Origin of the sequence: Paracoccus sp. TD-10 (genome assembly GCF_048270675.1) — a bacterium.
GTDB lineage: Bacteria > Pseudomonadota > Alphaproteobacteria > Rhodobacterales > Rhodobacteraceae > Paracoccus > Paracoccus pantotrophus.
On record NZ_CP182420.1, the window covers coordinates 286,664 to 302,712 of the forward strand.

Consider the following 16,049-nt stretch of genomic DNA (forward strand, 5'->3'; position numbering starts at 1 on the left):
TCCTCGTGAAATTGCGTCTGGATAATTCCGAGTGTTTTACTTTACGAACCGGAGGACGCGATTGCCAGCCGGAGTGAAAACGTGATCCGCATCCAGGGCCTGACGGTCGGCTATGGCCGAAAGCCGGTCATTCGCGGGCTGGACGCCAGCTTCGCGCCGGGGCGCTTCACCGCGCTGGTCGGGCCGAACGGCTGCGGCAAATCGACGCTGCTGAAGGCGGTGATGGGCTTTCTGCGTCCCCAGGCCGGCCGCGTCACGCTGGACGGCGTGCCCATGGCGCGCATCCCGCGCCGGGCGCTGGCACGGCGCATCGCCTGGCTGCCGCAAGAGAACCATTGCCCCGACTACCTGACCCTGGGCGAGTTGGTCGAGATGGGCGGCCATGCCCGGCAGGGGCTTTTCGCCGGGCCGGACGACCGCGACCGGCTGCTGTTTCGCGAGGCGCTGCGCACTGTCGGGCTGCAGGATCAGGCGCATCTGCCGGTCAACGCCCTGTCCGGCGGCCAGCGGCAGCGCGCCTTCATCGCCATGGTGCTGGCGCAGGACACGCCCGTCGTGCTGATGGACGAGCCGGTGAACCACCTGGACGTCACCTATCAATATGCCCTGCTGGGGCTGGTGCGCGACCTGACGCGGCGCCATGGCCGCACGGTGGTCTCGGTCCTGCACGACCTGAACCTGGCGCTGAGCTTCGCCGACGAGGTGGTGATGATGTCGGGGGGAGAGGCCCGCGCCTCGGGGCCGGTGGCCGAGGTCCTGAACGCCGCGAACCTGCGCGAGGTCTTCGACCTCGACGCGCAGGTCATCCGCCACGAGGGGCGGCGGATCTGCCTGCCCGCCCTGCCGGAGTCCAGCGCATGAGGCGCGGCTTTCCGGTCCTTGCGGCGCTGGCGCTGGCGCTTTGCCTGCTGCTGGCGCTGTCGGCGGGCGAAAGCTGGATCCCGCCCTCGGGGATATGGGCCGCGCTGGCCCGCTTTGACGAGACGCGGCAGGCGGATGTCATCGTGATCTACCAGCGCCTGCCGCGCGCGCTGATCGCCATGCTGGCCGGGGCGGCGCTGTCCATGTCGGGGGCGGTCCTGCAGGGCGTGCTGCGCAATCCCCTGGCCTCGCCCTCGCTGGTCGGGATCAATGCCGGGGCGGCGCTGGCGGTGGTGGCCGGCGCCTTCCTGCTGGGGCTGGAGCCGCGGGCGCAGGGATCGGCCGCGCTGGCGGGCGGCGGCCTGGGCTTTCTGGCCAGCCTCGGCGTCGCGCGGCTGGCCGGCCATGCGCATGATCCGCGCGGGCTGGCGCTGATCCTGTCCGGCGCGATCGTCTCGATGTTCCTGGGCGGGCTGACGCAGGCGCTGCTGCTGTCCGATCCGGCGCTGCGGCAGGATTACCTGGGCTGGCTGGGCGGCAATGTCAGCCATGTCCATGCCGAAAGGCTGGCGGATTTCTGGGGGTTGGCGGCGCTTGGCATGGCGGCGATGCTGCTGCTGGCCCGCCGGCTGTCGCTGCTGGCGCTGGGGGCCGAGAAGGCCGCCTCGCTGGGCATCGACGTGGCGCGCACGCAACTTCTGGCGCTGGGGGCGGCGGTGCTGGCCTCGGCCTCGGCTGTGGCGATCTGCGGACCGCTGGGATTTCTGGGACTGGTGGTGCCGCATCTGGTGCGGCCGCTGACCGGCGCGCGCTTCGGGGCGCTGCTGCCGGGCTGCGCCCTGGCCGGGGCCTGCCTGTGCCTGCTGGCCGACCTGATCGCGCGCATGGCGCTTGCCCCCCTGGCGCTGCATACCGGCGTCGTGCTGGAGCTTCTGGGCGGCATCGCCTTCATGCTGATGGTGCGCCGCTTCTACCTGCGCGGAGCCGAGGCATGAGCAGCCGCGCCCTGGACGGCCGCCGCGTGCTGCGCCTGCCGGGCGGGATGCAGATCGGACTGGCGAATCTGGCCGCCGCGCTGGCCCTGACGCTGGCGAGCCTGGGGCTGGGGGCGGTTTCGCTGTCCTGGGGCGAGACGCGGCTGGACCTGCTGGCGCCGCTGGATGCGGATCAGGCCTTTGCGCTTTATCAGGTGCGGCTGCCGCGCCTGCTTCTGGGCTTCATGGCGGGCTGGTCGGTGGCGCTGGCCGGCGCCATGTTGCAATCGCTGGCCCGCAATCCGCTGGCCGATCCGGGCCTGCTGGGCCTGTCGCAGGGCGCGATGGTGGCGATCATGGTCCTGACCGTGCTGGCCCCCGGCCTGCCGCCGGCCTGGCTGCCGGGCGCGGCGCTGCTGGGCGGCCTTGCGGTCGCGGCGCTGCTGCTGGCGCTGGTCCGCGGCCATGCCGGCGGGCTGGCCGTGCTGCTGATGGGCATTGCGCTGGAATCGACGCTTTCGGCGGTGACGGCGGTGCTGGTCCTCTATACCCCGCCCGAGACCTCGCATGCGCTGGCCGGCTGGATGGCCGGGTCGCTGGCGCTGGCCGACTGGCCGCGGGTGACGATGCTGGCGCCATGGTTCGCCGCCAGCCCGATCGCCATCCTGCTGCTTGGCCGGGCGCTGCGGCTGATCGACCTCGGCACGCCCATGGCGATGGCGCTGGGGCTGGATGCGGCACTGGCGCGGGTGGCGGTCCTGATCGTCGCGGTGCTGCTGAGCTCGGCCGCCTTGACGGCGGTGGGGCCGCTGATGTTCCTCGGGGTCATGGCACCGCAGCTGGCGGCGGCGCTGTCGCCCGCCTCGGGCCGGGCGCGCCTGGTGCTGGCGGCGCTGACCGGCGGGCTGCTGGTCACGGCGGCCGACATGCTGGCGCGCAACGCCGGCACCGATATCGGCCTGCCGGTCGGGCTGGTCCTGGTGACGCTGGGCGCGCCGCTTTTCGTGCTGGCGATGCGGATGCGGCTGTTCCTGCGGATGAGTTCAAGCTGAAAAGGAGGACGAGATGCGCCGATTGCTGATGACCGCCCTTGTGGCGCTGGCCGCCATCGGGACGGGACAGGCCGCCGAAGTGACCGACGACACGGGGCGGCAGGTGCGGATCCCCGACGACCCGCAGCGCGTCGTGGCGCTGCACGAGCCGGTGCTGGCGGTGCCGCTGATCGAGCTGGGCGTGCCGATCGTCGGAATCTACGGCCGGGGCGACGACGGCTCCAGCCTGACCGCGGTGGATTTCCTGCACGAGATGCTGGGACGTTCCAAGGATGCCGACCCGATCCCCGGGATCGGCCCGGTGGGCAGCATCAACCTGGAAAAGCTGCGCGCGCTGCGGCCCGACCTGATCATCGGCACCGATTACGATGCCGGCAAGGCCAAGGCCCTGTCTCAGGCGGCGCCGGTCTATCTACAGAACAGCAGCGCCGCGACCGCCCACGGCTTCAGCGTGCAGGAGGAGCTGGCGCGCGTCCTGCATCGCGAGGACCGCTTTCGCGAACTCAGGACCGCCTATCAGGCCCGGCTTGACGAATTGCGCGGCCGGTTTCCCGACCGCCTGCCCAAGGCGCCGGGGGAAAGGACCTATCTCATCGTCATGCTGACCGACCAGGCCAATGTCGTGGCCGGCATGTCCGGCGCGGTGCAGGCCCTGGAGGACCTGGGCTATCGCCGGGCCGAGATCGCCGGCGAGGGCTCGACCCGGCAGTCGCGCTCCATGCTGATCCTGCCCATCGGGGCCGAAAGCCTGGCCGGCCTGAACCCCGACCTGCTGCTGGTGATGACCAGCTTCGCCGCCCCGGCGCGGGACGAGGCGGCCGCGCGCGCGGCGCTGGACCGCCTTTCGCCCGGCTGGGACCGTTTCATGGCCCCGGCGCGCGAGGGGCGGGTGGTGTTCCTGGATTCCGCCAGGGTCACCAGCCCTTCAGTCGCCAGCGCCATGCACACGCTCGACGCGGTCGAGGGCTGGCTGGCCGGGGGGCCGCGCTGACGGCGACGGCGCCGGGGCCGACGACCGGCGGTCTGCGGCCGGCCGCTCTGCGCGGCAGGCCCGCCAATGCGCCACCTGCTGGCGGATGAACCATTCCGCCACCTGCCCGAACAGGGGGCCGATGAAATCGGGGGCGAGGCCCGCCTCGGCGGCCCAGGCCGCGCGTTCGTCCAGCATCTGCCGCACCCGCTCCGGCGCGGGGATCGAGGCGATGTCGGGCTTGAAGTCCGCCGCAGCCAGCACATAGCGCAGCCGCAGCCCCAGCAGCCCGACGATGCGGGCGTCGATCAGGTCGATGCCGCGCCGGACGTCGCCCAGCCCCGCCACCGCTTCCGGCGGGACCAGGTCCGGCGCCAGATCCTCGGGCGCCACGACGGCCGGGCTCATGCACGCTCCTCCTGCCGGGCGGCGACGGGATCGGGGAAATGCGCCTCGCGCAGTTGCTCGCGCAGCTGGCGCTTGTTGACCTTGCCGACGCCGGTTTGCGGAAAGCGATCCAGCACGATCACCTCGTCGGGGATCTTGAAGGCGGCAAGCCCGGCCTCGGCCAGATGGCGGCGCAACGCCCCCGGCCGGGGCGTGGTGCCCGGCGCGGCCAGCACGAAGGCGCAAAGCCTTTCGCCCATCAGCGCATCGGGCCGCCCCACCACCGCCGCATCCAGCACCGAGGCATGGGCGACCAGCAGATCCTCGACCTCGTCCACGCCGATCTTTTCGCCGCCCCGGTTCACCTGGTCCTTGGCCCGCCCCTCGACGGTGATCGCGCCGTCGGCATCGCGCCGCGCGATGTCGCCCGAGCGATAGAACCCGTCGGCGGTGAAGGCCTGGGCATTGTGCCCGGCCATGTCGTAATAGCCGCGGATCGTGTAGGGGCCGCGAACCTGCAGCTCGCCCGGCTCGCCGATGGCGGCCTCGCGCCCATCCGGGCGGATGATGCGCAGCTCGTCCCAGGGTGACATGGGCCGGCCCTGGGTGTTCACGATACGCTCCTCGCTGTCGGTCAGCGCGGTGAAGCAGACCAGCCCCTCGGCCATGCCGAAGACCTGCTGCAGCTGGCAGCCCAGCTCCGGCCGGATGCGCCGGGCGCTGGACGGGTTCAGCTTGGCGCCGCCGACCTGCAGCAGTTGCAGCGACGACAGGTCCGCCCCCAGCCCGGCCTGCGCATCCAGCCACAGCAGCGCCAGCGGCGGCACCAGCGCGATCATCGTGACGCGATGGCGGGCGATCAGGTCGAAGCAGATCCCGGCCTCGGGTTCGGGTGCGACGACCACCGTGCCCCCGGCCTGCAGCGTGCCCAGGAAACCCGGGCAGGCCATCGGGAAGTTGTGCATCATCGGCAGCACGCACAGATAGCGCGTATCGCCGTCCAGCCCGCTGGCCGCCACCGCCATGCGGATGTTGTAAAGATATTCCATGTGCCGGCGCGGGATCAGCTTGGGCACGCCGGTCGTCCCGCCCGAGATCTGGAAGCAGGCCACGTCCTCGGCATTGGGACCGGCCGGCAACGGGAGATCGGGACGGAACAGGCTGTCGAAGGGCGTCGCGTCCCGGCTGTCGCCCAGCACCACCACATGCCGGACCGAGGGAACCTTGGCCTGCACCCGCCGGGCCAGCGCCACCATGTCATACCCCCCGGGCTCCTGCGCCGTCAGGATCGCGCGGGCGCCGGTGAAATCGGCAAACTGGCCAAGCTCAAGGTCGCGATGCCCGGGCAAGGCCAGCACCGGCACGACGCCCAGCCGGCAGAGCGCGAAGAACAGCGTGACGAATTCCCCGCAATTGGGGAATTGCACCACCACCCGGTCGCCGCGGACCAGCCCCAGCGCCGAAAGCCCGCCCGCCAATGCCAGCGCATCGCGGTGCAACCGGTCGTAACCGATCTGCCGCGCACCGTCGATCAGGGCGATCCGCCGACCCAGCCGCCCGGCTTGCCGCGCCAGAAGGTCGAAGAATGTCTCGTATCGCCAGATCCCGGCCTCGCGGTAACGGTCAGCAACGTCCCGGGGCCAGAACGGGCAGCGGGCCTGCCAGTCCAGAGCGTGATCTGCCACAGCAATCTCCTTTCGCAATCCACTGACGAAGGGTGGGCAAATCTTCCTTGATAGGGAGGACCATGTCCGCTCCGCCGAAATCCCGACCGTGACGACTGGCGGAGGGCTGAACGCACGGTGTCTTACTTTTTTTATCGGATTACTGTTGCACAACCACAGTTGGGTGTAAAGTGACCCCGCGGCGCAGGTTGTGGCGCAGGGGTCACGCCCTGGATTCCCAGGCGGCGGTGCCCCTTGCCCCAAGCCTTGTCAACCGGTTAACCCGGCGCCGTCGCTCGGCGGTTTCCCGCCGGCGGAACGGAATCGCAAATGGCAGCCAGCATTCGCCAGCCCGCAGTAGATCTGGATAGGGTTTGGAGATGAATGGACGTAAAATCCCGGTGCTGCTTGGCACGGTCGCCATGCTGGCATTGGCCACGGCCCCCGCGCTGGCTCAGGACAATCAGGGCATGGCCGAGACGCTGCGGCTGGACGAAATCGTCCTGACCGGCGAAAAGCAGGCGCGCAGCATCAAGGATACCGCCTCTTCGGTGGCGGTCCTGACCACGCGCGACCTTGAGGAGAGCGGCGGGCAGGACAGCATCGCCGATGCGGCGACGGGCATCGCCAACGTGACCTATGTCGCCTCGGGCGGCCAAGGCGGCGCCCCCATCATCCGCGGGCAGGACAGCGAGGGTCCGAATTCCGGCGCGGTGGCCTTCTTCGGCGGCACGGCCCCGCGGCTGGCCTTCAATCTGGACGGGCATTATCTGGGCTATAACGAGATCGTCTGGGGCAGCCAGGCGCTTTGGGACGTCGAGTCGATCGAGGTCTTTCGCGGCCCGCAGACCGCGACCCAGGGCGCAAACTCGATCGCCGGGGCGATCATCGTCAAGACCAAGGATCCGACTTTCCAGCCCGAGGGCGCCGCGCAGCTGGAATATGGCAGCCACAGCCGCCGCCGCGCCAGCCTGATGGCCTCGGGGCCCTTGTCCGAGGATCTGGCCGGGCGCATCGCCGTCGACTACTGGGCGCGCGACAATTACATCGACTATACCAACCCCGCCTTCGCGGTGGGCTCGACCGACCAGAATCATGAATCCCGCACCATCCGCGCCAAGCTGCTGTGGCAGCCGCAGGAGATCCCGGGGCTCGAGGGCAAGCTGACCTTCTCGCACAGCCTGACCAACCGGCCGAACTGGGAAGCCGCGACCGAGCCCTATGAGGATCTGGAAAGCGCCACCGCCTCGAATCCCAGCTGGCGGCTGCGCACGAACACCACCATCCTTGATGTCAGCTATGAATTCGGCAATGGCTGGACGTTGTTCAACCAGCTGCAATATTCCGACATCTGGGTCAAACGCTCGACCGAGCCGGTCAGCGCGGGCACAGCGATCCTGGATCAGGACGTGACCTCGAACGAGACGCGCGTAACCTTCGGGACGCCCGAAGACCAGTTCAGCGGCGTAGCGGGACTGTTCGTCTCGCGCACCGATTCGGACGAGCTTCTGGATTACCGCGGCACCACCACCTATGACGACCGCAAGGACAGCCTGGGGATATTCGCCGAAACCACCTGGCGCCTTGCCGACCGCTGGAGCCTGACCGGCGGGCTGCGCTATCAGCGCGACGACATCACCCGGCGCGGCGTGTCGAGCTTTACCCCGAACGTGCTGGATTACGACGAAAGCTTCGACGCCTGGCTGCCCAGGATCGCGCTGGCCTATGACCTGGACGCATCGACCCGCATCGGCGCCATGATCAGCAAGGGTTACAACCCAGGCGGGGTGACGCTGAACCTGACCAGCGGGGAATACGTGCCCTTCGACGCCGAGACCTCGTGGAACTACGAGATCTTCGGCCGCACCCGGTTGCTCGACGACCGGCTGGAACTGACCGGCAACCTGTTCTACACCCAGCTCCATGATGCGCAGCGCTATGTCGTGACCAGCCTGCCCGAGAACATCGGCAGTTCGATCACCGTCAATGCCGAGCGCGCCAAGTCCTATGGCCTGGAACTGGGGATGGACTATCTGCTGCGCGACAATCTGCGGGTCAAGGCGGGGCTGGGCCTGTTGCATACCGAGATCAGCCGCTTCACCAGCGCGGCGGCGGATTACCAGGGCCATCGCTTCGGCCGGTCCCCGGACTATACGCTTTCGCTGGCGGCCGATTGGGACATCACCCCGGAATGGCGGCTCAGCGGCCAGCTGCGCCATACCGACGGCTATTATTCCGACGACAACGAGGACCGCGACACCTGGGTCGATTCCTATACCGTGGCCAATGCCCGGCTGACTTGGCAACCGCGCGAGAACCTGCAGGCCTTCGCCTATGTCAACAACCTGTTCGACGACCGCTCGGTGACCTATCTGCGGGCCAGCCGCTCGATCGGCGGCTTCGAGGCCACCGTGGTCGAGCCACGCGAGCTGGGTATCGGCCTGAAGATGACCTTCTGATGCGAACGAATGCCCCGACAAGGATCGGGGCATTCATCTTCTCTAAGAGCCTGCTGATCCATCGGGCCTGGACTGGCCGGTTCCGAATTGTACGACGCTCTACCACAAGCAGAAAATTTGCATGTACAAAACCGTATCGGCCTGCTTCAGGTCCGCTGCACCCGTTGTTGTGAGCGGTCTGACTTCCTCTCTTGGACAAAGTGTCGCAGGTCAATACAACATCTTGACGGATACGGCGCCTTAATCCCTATATGTAGGCATCACGGTTCTTTCGGGTCGATCCGGCCCGAAAGCGAAGAGGGAAGCCGGTGCGCCTTTCGGAGCAAGGCCGGCGCTGCCCCCGCAACTGTAAGCAGCGAGCCTGCGCCGGATCACGCCACTGGTGCCGCACGGCATTGGGAAGGCCGGCAAGGGCCGCGACCTGCGAGCCAGGAGACCTGCCGTGACGATGACGATGAACCACGGGCGGGGTGTCCCGGCGGTGCGCCTGGCAATGCGGCCTTGTCGCCGCAGGGCTCCATGCGTCCTGGCCTGCCCCGCCCACAGCAGCACGGGGAACAGATGCGGCCATTCTTCACCACCAGACCTGCCGAGGCCGGCGTCGCCGTCCGCAGCACCGCAAGGGCGGCAGCAAGCCGCAGGCAAGGGAGGGCGCGTTGATGCCGGCGCCGCTTACGCCCCCGCCCGCCGCGCCGGCAAGGGATGTCGCCGTCGATGTCGCCTCGTCGGTCAACGAATACTTGGACCGTGCCGATTGGCGGGTGAATGCCAACGCCAACCAGGACTATTCGCTCGGCGGGCTGATCCTGAACGTCTCGGGCAAGGTGGTGGCCAACTACTGGCTGTCGCATGTCTATCCGCTTGCCGTGGGCGAGGCGCACCGCCGGGGCGACCTGCATATCCACGACCTCGACATGCTGGCCGGCTATTGCGCCGGCTGGTCGCTGCGCACCTTGCTGACCGAGGGCTTCAACGGCGTCCCCGGCAAGGTCGAGGCCGGGCCGCCGAAACGCCTGTCCAGCGCCATCGGCCAGATCGTGAACTTCCTGGGAACGCTGCAAAACGAATGGGCCGGCGCGCAGGCCTTCAGTTCCTTCGACACCTATATGGCCCCCTTCATCCGCAAGGATGGCTTGGGCTATGCCGAGGTGCGGCAGGCCATGCAGGAGCTGATCTTCAACCTCAACGTCCCCTCGCGCTGGGGCACGCAGACCCCGTTCACCAACCTGACCTTCGACTGGGTCTGCCCCGAGGATCTGCGCGACCAGGTGCCCGTGATCGGCGGTCAGCCAATGAATTTCACCTATGGCGCCTTGCAGGCCGAGATGGACATGATCAACCGCGCCTATATCGAGGTGATGACGCGCGGCGACGAAAAGGGCCGGGTCTTCACCTTTCCGATCCCGACCTACAACATCACGCCGGACTTTCCCTGGGACAGCGAGAACGCCAAGCTGCTGTTCGCGATGACGGCGAAATACGGCCTGCCCTATTTCCAGAACTTCCTGAACTCGGACCTCAAGCCGAACATGGTGCGGTCCATGTGCTGCCGGCTGCAACTGGACCTGACCGAGCTGCTGAAACGCGGCAACGGCCTGTTCGGCAGCGCCGAGCAGACCGGCTCGCTGGGCGTCGTCACCGTCAACTGCGCGCGGCTGGGCCATCTGCACAAGGGCAACGAGGCCGGGCTCCGGCGTCGCCTGGACGAATTGCTCGACCTGGGCCGCGACAGCCTGGAGATCAAGCGCCGGGTGATCCAGCGGCTGATGGACGACGGGCTGTTTCCCTATAGCCGGCGCTACCTGGGCACGCTGCGCAACCATTTTTCGACCCTGGGCGTGAACGGCATCAACGAGATGATCCGCAACTTCACCGACGATGCACATGACATCACCACGAGCTGGGGCCATGGCTTCGCGCTGCGGCTGCTCGACCATCTGCGGGCGCGCATCACCGCCTTCCAGGAACAGACCGGACATCTCTATAACTTGGAGGCGACGCCGGCAGAGGGCACCACCTATCGCTTCGCCAAGGAGGACCGCAAGCGTTTCCCCGGCATTCTCCAGGCCGGCACCGAACACGAGCCTTACTACACAAACTCGAGCCAGCTTCCGGTCGGCTTTACCGACGACCCGTTCGAGGCGCTGGAACGGCAAGAGGCGCTGCAGCGCAAATACACCGGCGGCACGGTCTTGCATCTCTACATGGGCACGCAGCTGTCCTCGGCCGAGGCCTGCCGCAAGCTGGTGCGCCGGGCACTGGAGAACTTCGGCCTGCCCTACATCACCGTCACGCCGACATTCTCGGTCTGCCCCAGGCATGGCCATATCGCGGGCGAACACGCGTTCTGCCCGCGCTGCGACGAAGAGCTTATCGCGAAAAAGCGGCAATCGGCCGCGCATTGAGAAAGGAAAAGACCATGTTCGACGACCGGAAAACCGGACCGGAAGAGATCCTGCTGGCGGATGAGGAACGCCAGCCCTGCGAGATCTGGACGCGGGTGATGGGCTATCACCGCCCGGTATCCTCGTTCAACCGCGGCAAGAAGGGCGAATTCCGCGAGCGGCTGTATTTCAGCGAGCGGCAGGCCGATCTTGGCTGAGATCCGCATCGGCGGCCTGCAGCGCCTCTCCAGCTGCGACTGGCCGGGCGAGCTGGTCGCCACCCTTTTCCTGCAGGGCTGTCCCTGGGACTGCCCCTATTGCCACAACCCGCATCTCATCCCGCCCGAGGCCGAGGGGGCGCTGGATTGGCAAGAGATCCTGGGCTTTCTGGCGGGACGGCGCAGCCTGCTCGACGGCGTGGTGTTCTCGGGCGGGGAACCGACGCTTCAGCGCGGCCTGCCCCAGGCGATGCGGGCGGTCCGGGACCTGGGGTTCAGGACCGGCCTGCATACGGCCGGCCCTTACCCGGCCCGGCTTGCGGCGGTGCTGCCGCTTTGCGACTGGGTCGGCTTCGACGTGAAGGCGCCGTTTTCCGGCTATCGGCGGGTGACGGGCGCGGCCGGCAGCGGCGACAGGGCCAGGGAAAGCCTGCGGCTGCTGCTGGCCAGCGGCACGGCCCATCAGGTGCGCACGACGGTCGATCCCGAACTGATCGACGAGGCGGCACTGGCGCAGATGGGCGCGGAACTGGCGGCGCTGGGTGTCGCCGACCATGTCTTGCAGACCTGCCGCCACACCGGCGTGCGGCGGAGCCGACCCGTTCACCTGCGGGACTGAAGGTCCGGCCCCTTCCGCGCGGCCGGCATATCGCCGCGAAGCTGCTGGCGGATGGACCGGCGGAGCGGTAAGCGCTTGCGCCCTGCGCGGGCAGCACGCTGCGGGCGATGGATCGGTCCAGCGCCTCGAAGGCATTGAGCCCGATCGCGTCGTAAAGCTCGGCCCGGGGTCTGCATCTCGGGCAGCATGGCCGTCGTCGCGCCGTCGCGGGCCAGCGCGGCGTAAAGCCGCTCTTGCGCCTTGTTGGCCACCCGCAGCGACGAGACCGGCCAGATCACCATGTCATAGCCCAGCTCCTGGAACTCCTCGGCGGTCAGGGCGGGGGTGCGGCCAAACTCGGTCATGTTGGCCAGCAGCTTCACGCCGGGCAGGCGGGCGCGGACCTCGCGGAACATCTCGACCGAGGTCAGCCGCCCGGCGGGCAGGTCGTGCAGGCCTTGCACCGCGTCGAGGAAGCGGTGCTGCTCGGCGGTGGCGATGATGCCGTCCGACAGGGTCAGGAACTTCTGGACATAGTTTTCCCGCACGAAGGGGCGGGTGCCGTCGGGATGGGCGTCGGCCAGCGCCAGTTCGTCCTCGATCACCCGGCCGTCCCTGAGCGTGACCGCGACGCGGCCGCCGAACGCCTTTTCGCGCGGGTCGCGGGCGTGATAGCGCCGCGTCCATTCCGGGTCTTCGACGGTGGTGATCTTGTGCCACAGCGCCACGGTTTCGGGCCGGTTCGCGCGCTCGGGGGCATAGGAGCGTTCGTGGTGCCAGCCGCCATCCTCCAGCGCCACGGCAAAGATATACATGATGGAATGGTCCAGCGTCTCGCGCGAGGCCTTGGGGTCCAGCTTCTGCGGGTCGTTGGCGCCGGTGCCGATGACATGATGCGTATGGTGGCTGGTGTGGATCACGATTCTGTCCACCCGGGACAGGTCGCCGATCCTCGGCCCCAGCCGGCGGGCGAGATCGATCAGCGCCGCCAGCCCAAGGATCAGCCGCGACAGGCCCGGGGACCGTCGCCGGACAGGGACTGTCGCGGAAACGGTCATTCCCGCGCGCCACCGGCCTCGATGCCCGAGGGGATGCGGATCCCGGCATGGATCTGGTGGGCATCGACGATGATGATGCGCCGGTCCCGCACCGCCGACATCCTACTGGTGACCGGGTCGGCCTTCAGATATCGGCTGACGCAGTCCAACGTCCTGACTCAGGATCCCGACCCGCCGGCCAGCAACCCCTGGGCGCAGGTGCAGACCGGCGCGGTGCAGGTCCGCGGCTTCGAACTGGAAGGCAAGGCCAATCTGGCGGCCGGGTTCGATCTGGTCGCCTCCTACGCCTGGCAGGATTCCGAGATCACCCGGACCAACACCGCCGCGCAGCTGGGCAACCAGCTCCAGCTCGCGCCCGAGCATCAGGCCACGTTCTGGGCCTTTTACACCGTTCAGGGCGGCGCGCTTGAGGGCTTGGGCATCGGCGGCGGCTTGCGTCATGTGGGGCGCCGTTTCGGCGACCTGAACAACCAGATCGAGCTGCCCTCCTTTACCCTGGTCGATGCGGCGCTGAGCTATGATTTCGGCAAGAGGGATCCGTCGCTCGCGGGGCTGAAGTTCCGGCTGAACGCCAGCAACCTGTTCGACAAGCGCCACGTCACCTCCTGCGCCTCGCTGACATCAGGCAACTGCTATTACGGAGAAGGACGCTCGGTGATCGCCACGCTCGACTATCGGTGGTGATCAGGGGGCCGGCAATATGGTGAGGATAGTTAGCCCGAGGAATTGCGCAGAAGGCTTGCAACTGTGTTTGTGCCGCCGGGCTTGGGCATCATAGGAATCAGTTTCTACTGCACGCAGAACGAGAGGGCCTTATGACTGAAGGGCGCCGCCGAGTTGTCAGAAGTCCTTGCGCTCATTTCGAAAAGCCGAGCTTCCTTCGGGCATCCTGTGTTTCCAGTAGATGAGGATGTAGCAATTGCTGCGGCTGCAATACCCAGCCGTACGGAAATATGCACGCAATGCCCTTACGAGCCTTGCCCCCGTTTGCTGCCAGGCAGGTTTACAGAAACACGGATGAAACAATGCAATCCTCTTGCTCAGAGGAAAGCTGTTGTACCCGCCGTTCGCAACCAAATGCCGCCGAGGCTCTCACGTCGGCATGGACAGCCTTGCGCCCGATCGGTGCGTGATCCACGATCCAAGGAACAGGCGATTACCGTTGGGGTTGGCTTGCGTCTTGCCTCTAGTCCCAGCCATTCGGCTGGGACGTGGGATTTTCAAATCCGCCTTGATCAAAGTCAAGGCATTCGGCTGCCGGATATGCGAGCGGATCGGCAAAGGATGCTCCCATCCCTTCCGTCCCAGCGGATCGCTAGGTTTTCCCGAAATCTCTGAATGCACCCCGAGCGGGCAGAGAGGAACGCCATGTCGATCTCGCGATCTCCGGGCCCAATGACCCTTGGCCTCGTTCTTGTCCTGACCGGCCCAGTTCCGGCCTTTGCCCAGGACCAGCCGTTGGTGCTGGACACCATCACCCTGACCGCAACCGCACTGCCCACCGAATTGCTGAAAAGCCCAGCCTCGATCACCGTGATCGACCACGAGAAGATCACGGCCAGCACCCCGGTCTCGGTGGCCGGGCTACTGCGCGACGTGCCCGGCGTTCAGATCTCCGAAGAAGGGATCGAGCGCATCTCGATCCGCGGCGAAAGCTCGCGTCGGGTCGCTATCCTGATCGACGGGCAGAAGCTGACCGATCACACGAACTACGGCCAGCCGGTGCTGATCGACCCCGCCTCGATCGATCGGATCGAGATCGTGCGCGGCTCGTCCTCGGTGGTCTCGGGCAGCCAGGCCATCGGCGGCGTGATCAATATCATCACCAAGCGCGGCGCCGCCAAGCCGCTGGAGGTGACGACCGGCGCGGGCTGGATCTCGGCCACCGAGGGCTATCGGGCCTCGGCCAGTGCGGCGGGCACGGTCGCGGCTGGCGCGGGTGAGCTGGACTACCGGCTAACTGTGGGCCGCATGGACCAAGGCGACCGCCGGACGCCCGAAGGCGTGCTGGAGCAGTCCGACACGCAAGACCGGACCATCTCGGCCCATGTCGGCTATCGTCTCGGCGACCATTACTTCGGACTGAAGGCGCTGAACCATGATCTGGCGGCAAATGTGCATACGGGCGATCCGCTATTCGCCATCGAACTTCCCAAACGCGACCTGCGAAAACTCGGCCTGTTCTACGAAGGCACGGATCTGGCTCCTTGGCTGACCCGGCTGACTTTCGATCTTTACGGACAGACGGTCGACCGCGTGTTCCGCAACGAGGTAACGCAGTTCCCTGGTCCCATGCGCCTGAACGTCCTGTCGGATTCCCGCGACGAGCAGCTGACCTGGGGGGCGAACCTGCGCGCCGAGATGCAGTTCTCGACCAACAGCCGCACCGTCGTCGGCATCGAATACGAAGACGACCGGCTGAAGGCCGACAAGGTGACGGTCACCACGGTCAGCGGGCCGATGCTGCCCTTTCCCAGCGTCACCACGCGACTGCGCTATGACGATGCCGCCATCCGCACCGTCTCGGTCTTCGGCCAGCACGAGGTCGACCTATCCAGGGATATGACGCTGACCCTGGGCGGGCGCTGGTACGATGTGAAAGCGACCCATGATGTCTCGCGAGAGAATGGCACCGATCTGCCACGCAGTTCCAACGACGACAGCCTTGCGCTGTTCTCGGCCGGGCTGGTGTGGTCGCCGGACCACGGCTTCGCGCTACGCGCCAATGTCTCGCAGGGCTACATCCATCCCTCCCTGAGCCAGTTGTTCCTGTCCACGACTGCGGGCGGCGCAGGCACGCTGATCGGAAACCCCGACCTGAAGCCCGAGCGCGCCACGACCTACGAACTGGGAGCGCGCTATGACCGGAACGCGCTGCTACTGGATGCCACGCTGTTCTACAGCGACGCCACCGATTACATCGCTTCGGTGGTGATCGACCCGAGCGATCCGCGAAATCCGGTCAGCCAGTATCGCAACATCGACGCCGCACGAACCTGGGGGATCGAGTTGCATGCCGAGCGCCGCTTTGAGGCGGCCGGCCTGACGCCCTATATCACCGCCAGCGCGATGCAGCGCGAATTCACCTATGCCAACGGCTACCAGACCCGCGATAGCGGCACGCCGGCACTGGCCGGGCGCATGGGGCTGCGCAAGGACTGGTCCCTGGGCAAGGTCGCCGGGATCTTCGACCTGTTCCTGCGCGGTGAAAGCAGGGTCGAAATGCGCGCCGATACGGGCGAAGTGGTGGATGGTACCGGCGGATTCGCGACGCTGAACCTGCACACCTCGGCCGATCTTGCTGACGGCCTTGCGCTGACCGTCGAACTGAACAACCTCACCAACCGCTCGTATCGAGCCTATGGGCAGATGGAGGGCGCCGAGCGCTCGTTCAACCTGTTCCTGACCAGAACCTTCTAGGGGC

12 protein-coding genes, 1 pseudogene and 1 riboswitch are annotated in these 16,049 nt (G+C 67.3%); of the genes and pseudogenes, 10 read left to right on the top strand and 3 right to left on the bottom strand.

What is annotated here, in order from left to right; all coding sequences use genetic code 11:
• Positions 1-81: 81 nt before the first annotated feature.
• Genes ACNKFW_RS20145 through ACNKFW_RS20160 form a run of 4 tightly spaced genes read left to right on the top strand, consistent with a single transcriptional unit; the run spans position 82 to position 3,878 of the window.
• The gene (locus tag ACNKFW_RS20145; RefSeq protein ID WP_024845257.1) at positions 82-861 is read left to right on the top strand and encodes an ABC transporter ATP-binding protein; all 780 of its coding nucleotides are present in this window, start codon (positions 82-84) and stop codon (positions 859-861) included.
• Positions 858-1,856, top strand: a complete 999-nt coding sequence (locus tag ACNKFW_RS20150; RefSeq protein ID WP_024845256.1) for a FecCD family ABC transporter permease — start codon at positions 858-860, stop codon at positions 1,854-1,856. The genes ACNKFW_RS20145 and ACNKFW_RS20150 overlap by 4 nt, the downstream gene beginning before the upstream one ends.
• The gene (locus ACNKFW_RS20155; RefSeq protein WP_104494134.1) at positions 1,853-2,887 is read left to right on the top strand and encodes an iron ABC transporter permease; all 1,035 of its coding nucleotides are present in this window, start codon (positions 1,853-1,855) and stop codon (positions 2,885-2,887) included. Before ACNKFW_RS20150 ends, ACNKFW_RS20155 begins: the two co-directional genes overlap by 4 nt.
• Before the next feature lie 13 nt (positions 2,888-2,900).
• The gene (locus tag ACNKFW_RS20160; RefSeq protein WP_074990907.1) at positions 2,901-3,878 is read left to right on the top strand and encodes an ABC transporter substrate-binding protein; all 978 of its coding nucleotides are present in this window, start codon (positions 2,901-2,903) and stop codon (positions 3,876-3,878) included.
• On the opposite strand, the gene ACNKFW_RS20165 is transcribed toward ACNKFW_RS20160, so the two are convergent.
• A complete protein-coding gene (locus tag ACNKFW_RS20165) occupies positions 3,813-4,265 on the bottom strand; it encodes a chorismate mutase (protein ID WP_074990905.1) in 453 nt (150 codons plus the stop codon). The two genes, ACNKFW_RS20160 and ACNKFW_RS20165, sit on opposite strands and share 66 nt — an antisense overlap.
• On the bottom strand, positions 4,262-5,929 hold the full coding sequence (locus ACNKFW_RS20170; RefSeq protein ID WP_104494135.1) for a (2,3-dihydroxybenzoyl)adenylate synthase: 1,668 nt from the start codon (positions 5,927-5,929) through the stop codon (positions 4,262-4,264). Before ACNKFW_RS20170 ends, ACNKFW_RS20165 begins: the two co-directional genes overlap by 4 nt.
• Before the next feature lie 359 nt (positions 5,930-6,288).
• On the opposite strand from ACNKFW_RS20170, the gene ACNKFW_RS20175 reads away from it, so the two are divergent.
• From ACNKFW_RS20175 to ACNKFW_RS20190, 4 genes are all read left to right on the top strand, one after another.
• On the top strand, positions 6,289-8,367 hold the full coding sequence (locus tag ACNKFW_RS20175) for a TonB-dependent receptor (protein ID WP_074990902.1): 2,079 nt from the start codon (positions 6,289-6,291) through the stop codon (positions 8,365-8,367).
• Positions 8,368-8,613: 246 nt separating this feature from the next.
• Positions 8,614-8,827, top strand: a riboswitch (cobalamin riboswitch).
• 199 nt (positions 8,828-9,026) lie between these two features.
• Positions 9,027-10,772 (top strand): ribonucleoside triphosphate reductase, encoded by a 1,746-nt coding sequence (locus tag ACNKFW_RS20180; RefSeq protein ID WP_104494137.1) that lies wholly within the window; start codon positions 9,027-9,029, stop codon positions 10,770-10,772.
• 14 nt (positions 10,773-10,786) lie between these two features.
• On the top strand, positions 10,787-10,969 hold the full coding sequence (gene nrdD / locus ACNKFW_RS20185) for an anaerobic ribonucleoside-triphosphate reductase (RefSeq protein ID WP_072462921.1): 183 nt from the start codon (positions 10,787-10,789) through the stop codon (positions 10,967-10,969).
• The gene (locus ACNKFW_RS20190; RefSeq protein ID WP_072462922.1) at positions 10,962-11,588 is read left to right on the top strand and encodes an anaerobic ribonucleoside-triphosphate reductase activating protein; all 627 of its coding nucleotides are present in this window, start codon (positions 10,962-10,964) and stop codon (positions 11,586-11,588) included. Before nrdD ends, ACNKFW_RS20190 begins: the two co-directional genes overlap by 8 nt.
• A gap of 407 nt (positions 11,589-11,995) precedes the next feature.
• Here the strand turns inward: ACNKFW_RS20190 and ACNKFW_RS20195 are convergent.
• Positions 11,996-12,553 (bottom strand): annotated as a pseudogene (locus tag ACNKFW_RS20195) (MmgE/PrpD family protein); the annotation flags it as partial.
• A 180-nt stretch (positions 12,554-12,733) separates the two neighbouring features.
• Between ACNKFW_RS20195 and ACNKFW_RS20200 the strand changes: the two are divergent.
• Together ACNKFW_RS20200 and ACNKFW_RS20205 are read left to right on the top strand one after the other, a co-directional pair.
• Positions 12,734-13,309, top strand: coding sequence for a TonB-dependent siderophore receptor (locus ACNKFW_RS20200; RefSeq protein ID WP_418025780.1), 576 nt, complete (start codon positions 12,734-12,736; stop codon positions 13,307-13,309).
• Between the two features lie 684 nt (positions 13,310-13,993).
• Entirely contained in the window at positions 13,994-16,045 is a 2,052-nt protein-coding gene (locus tag ACNKFW_RS20205; protein WP_418025782.1) for a TonB-dependent receptor, read from the top strand.
• The last annotated feature ends 4 nt before the right edge of the window (positions 16,046-16,049 follow it).

Coding starts and splice junctions, on each gene's coding strand:
- ACNKFW_RS20165 (WP_074990905.1), bottom strand. CDS start 4,265: ATGAGCCCGGCCGTCGTGGCGCCCGAGGATCTGGCGCCGGACCTGGTC.
- ACNKFW_RS20155 (WP_104494134.1), top strand. CDS start 1,853: ATGAGCAGCCGCGCCCTGGACGGCCGCCGCGTGCTGCGCCTGCCGGGC.
- ACNKFW_RS20160 (WP_074990907.1), top strand. CDS start 2,901: ATGCGCCGATTGCTGATGACCGCCCTTGTGGCGCTGGCCGCCATCGGG.
- ACNKFW_RS20205 (WP_418025782.1), top strand. CDS start 13,994: ATGTCGATCTCGCGATCTCCGGGCCCAATGACCCTTGGCCTCGTTCTT.
- ACNKFW_RS20180 (WP_104494137.1), top strand. CDS start 9,027: ATGCCGGCGCCGCTTACGCCCCCGCCCGCCGCGCCGGCAAGGGATGTC.
- ACNKFW_RS20175 (WP_074990902.1), top strand. CDS start 6,289: ATGAATGGACGTAAAATCCCGGTGCTGCTTGGCACGGTCGCCATGCTG.
- nrdD (WP_072462921.1), top strand. CDS start 10,787: ATGTTCGACGACCGGAAAACCGGACCGGAAGAGATCCTGCTGGCGGAT.
- ACNKFW_RS20150 (WP_024845256.1), top strand. CDS start 858: ATGAGGCGCGGCTTTCCGGTCCTTGCGGCGCTGGCGCTGGCGCTTTGC.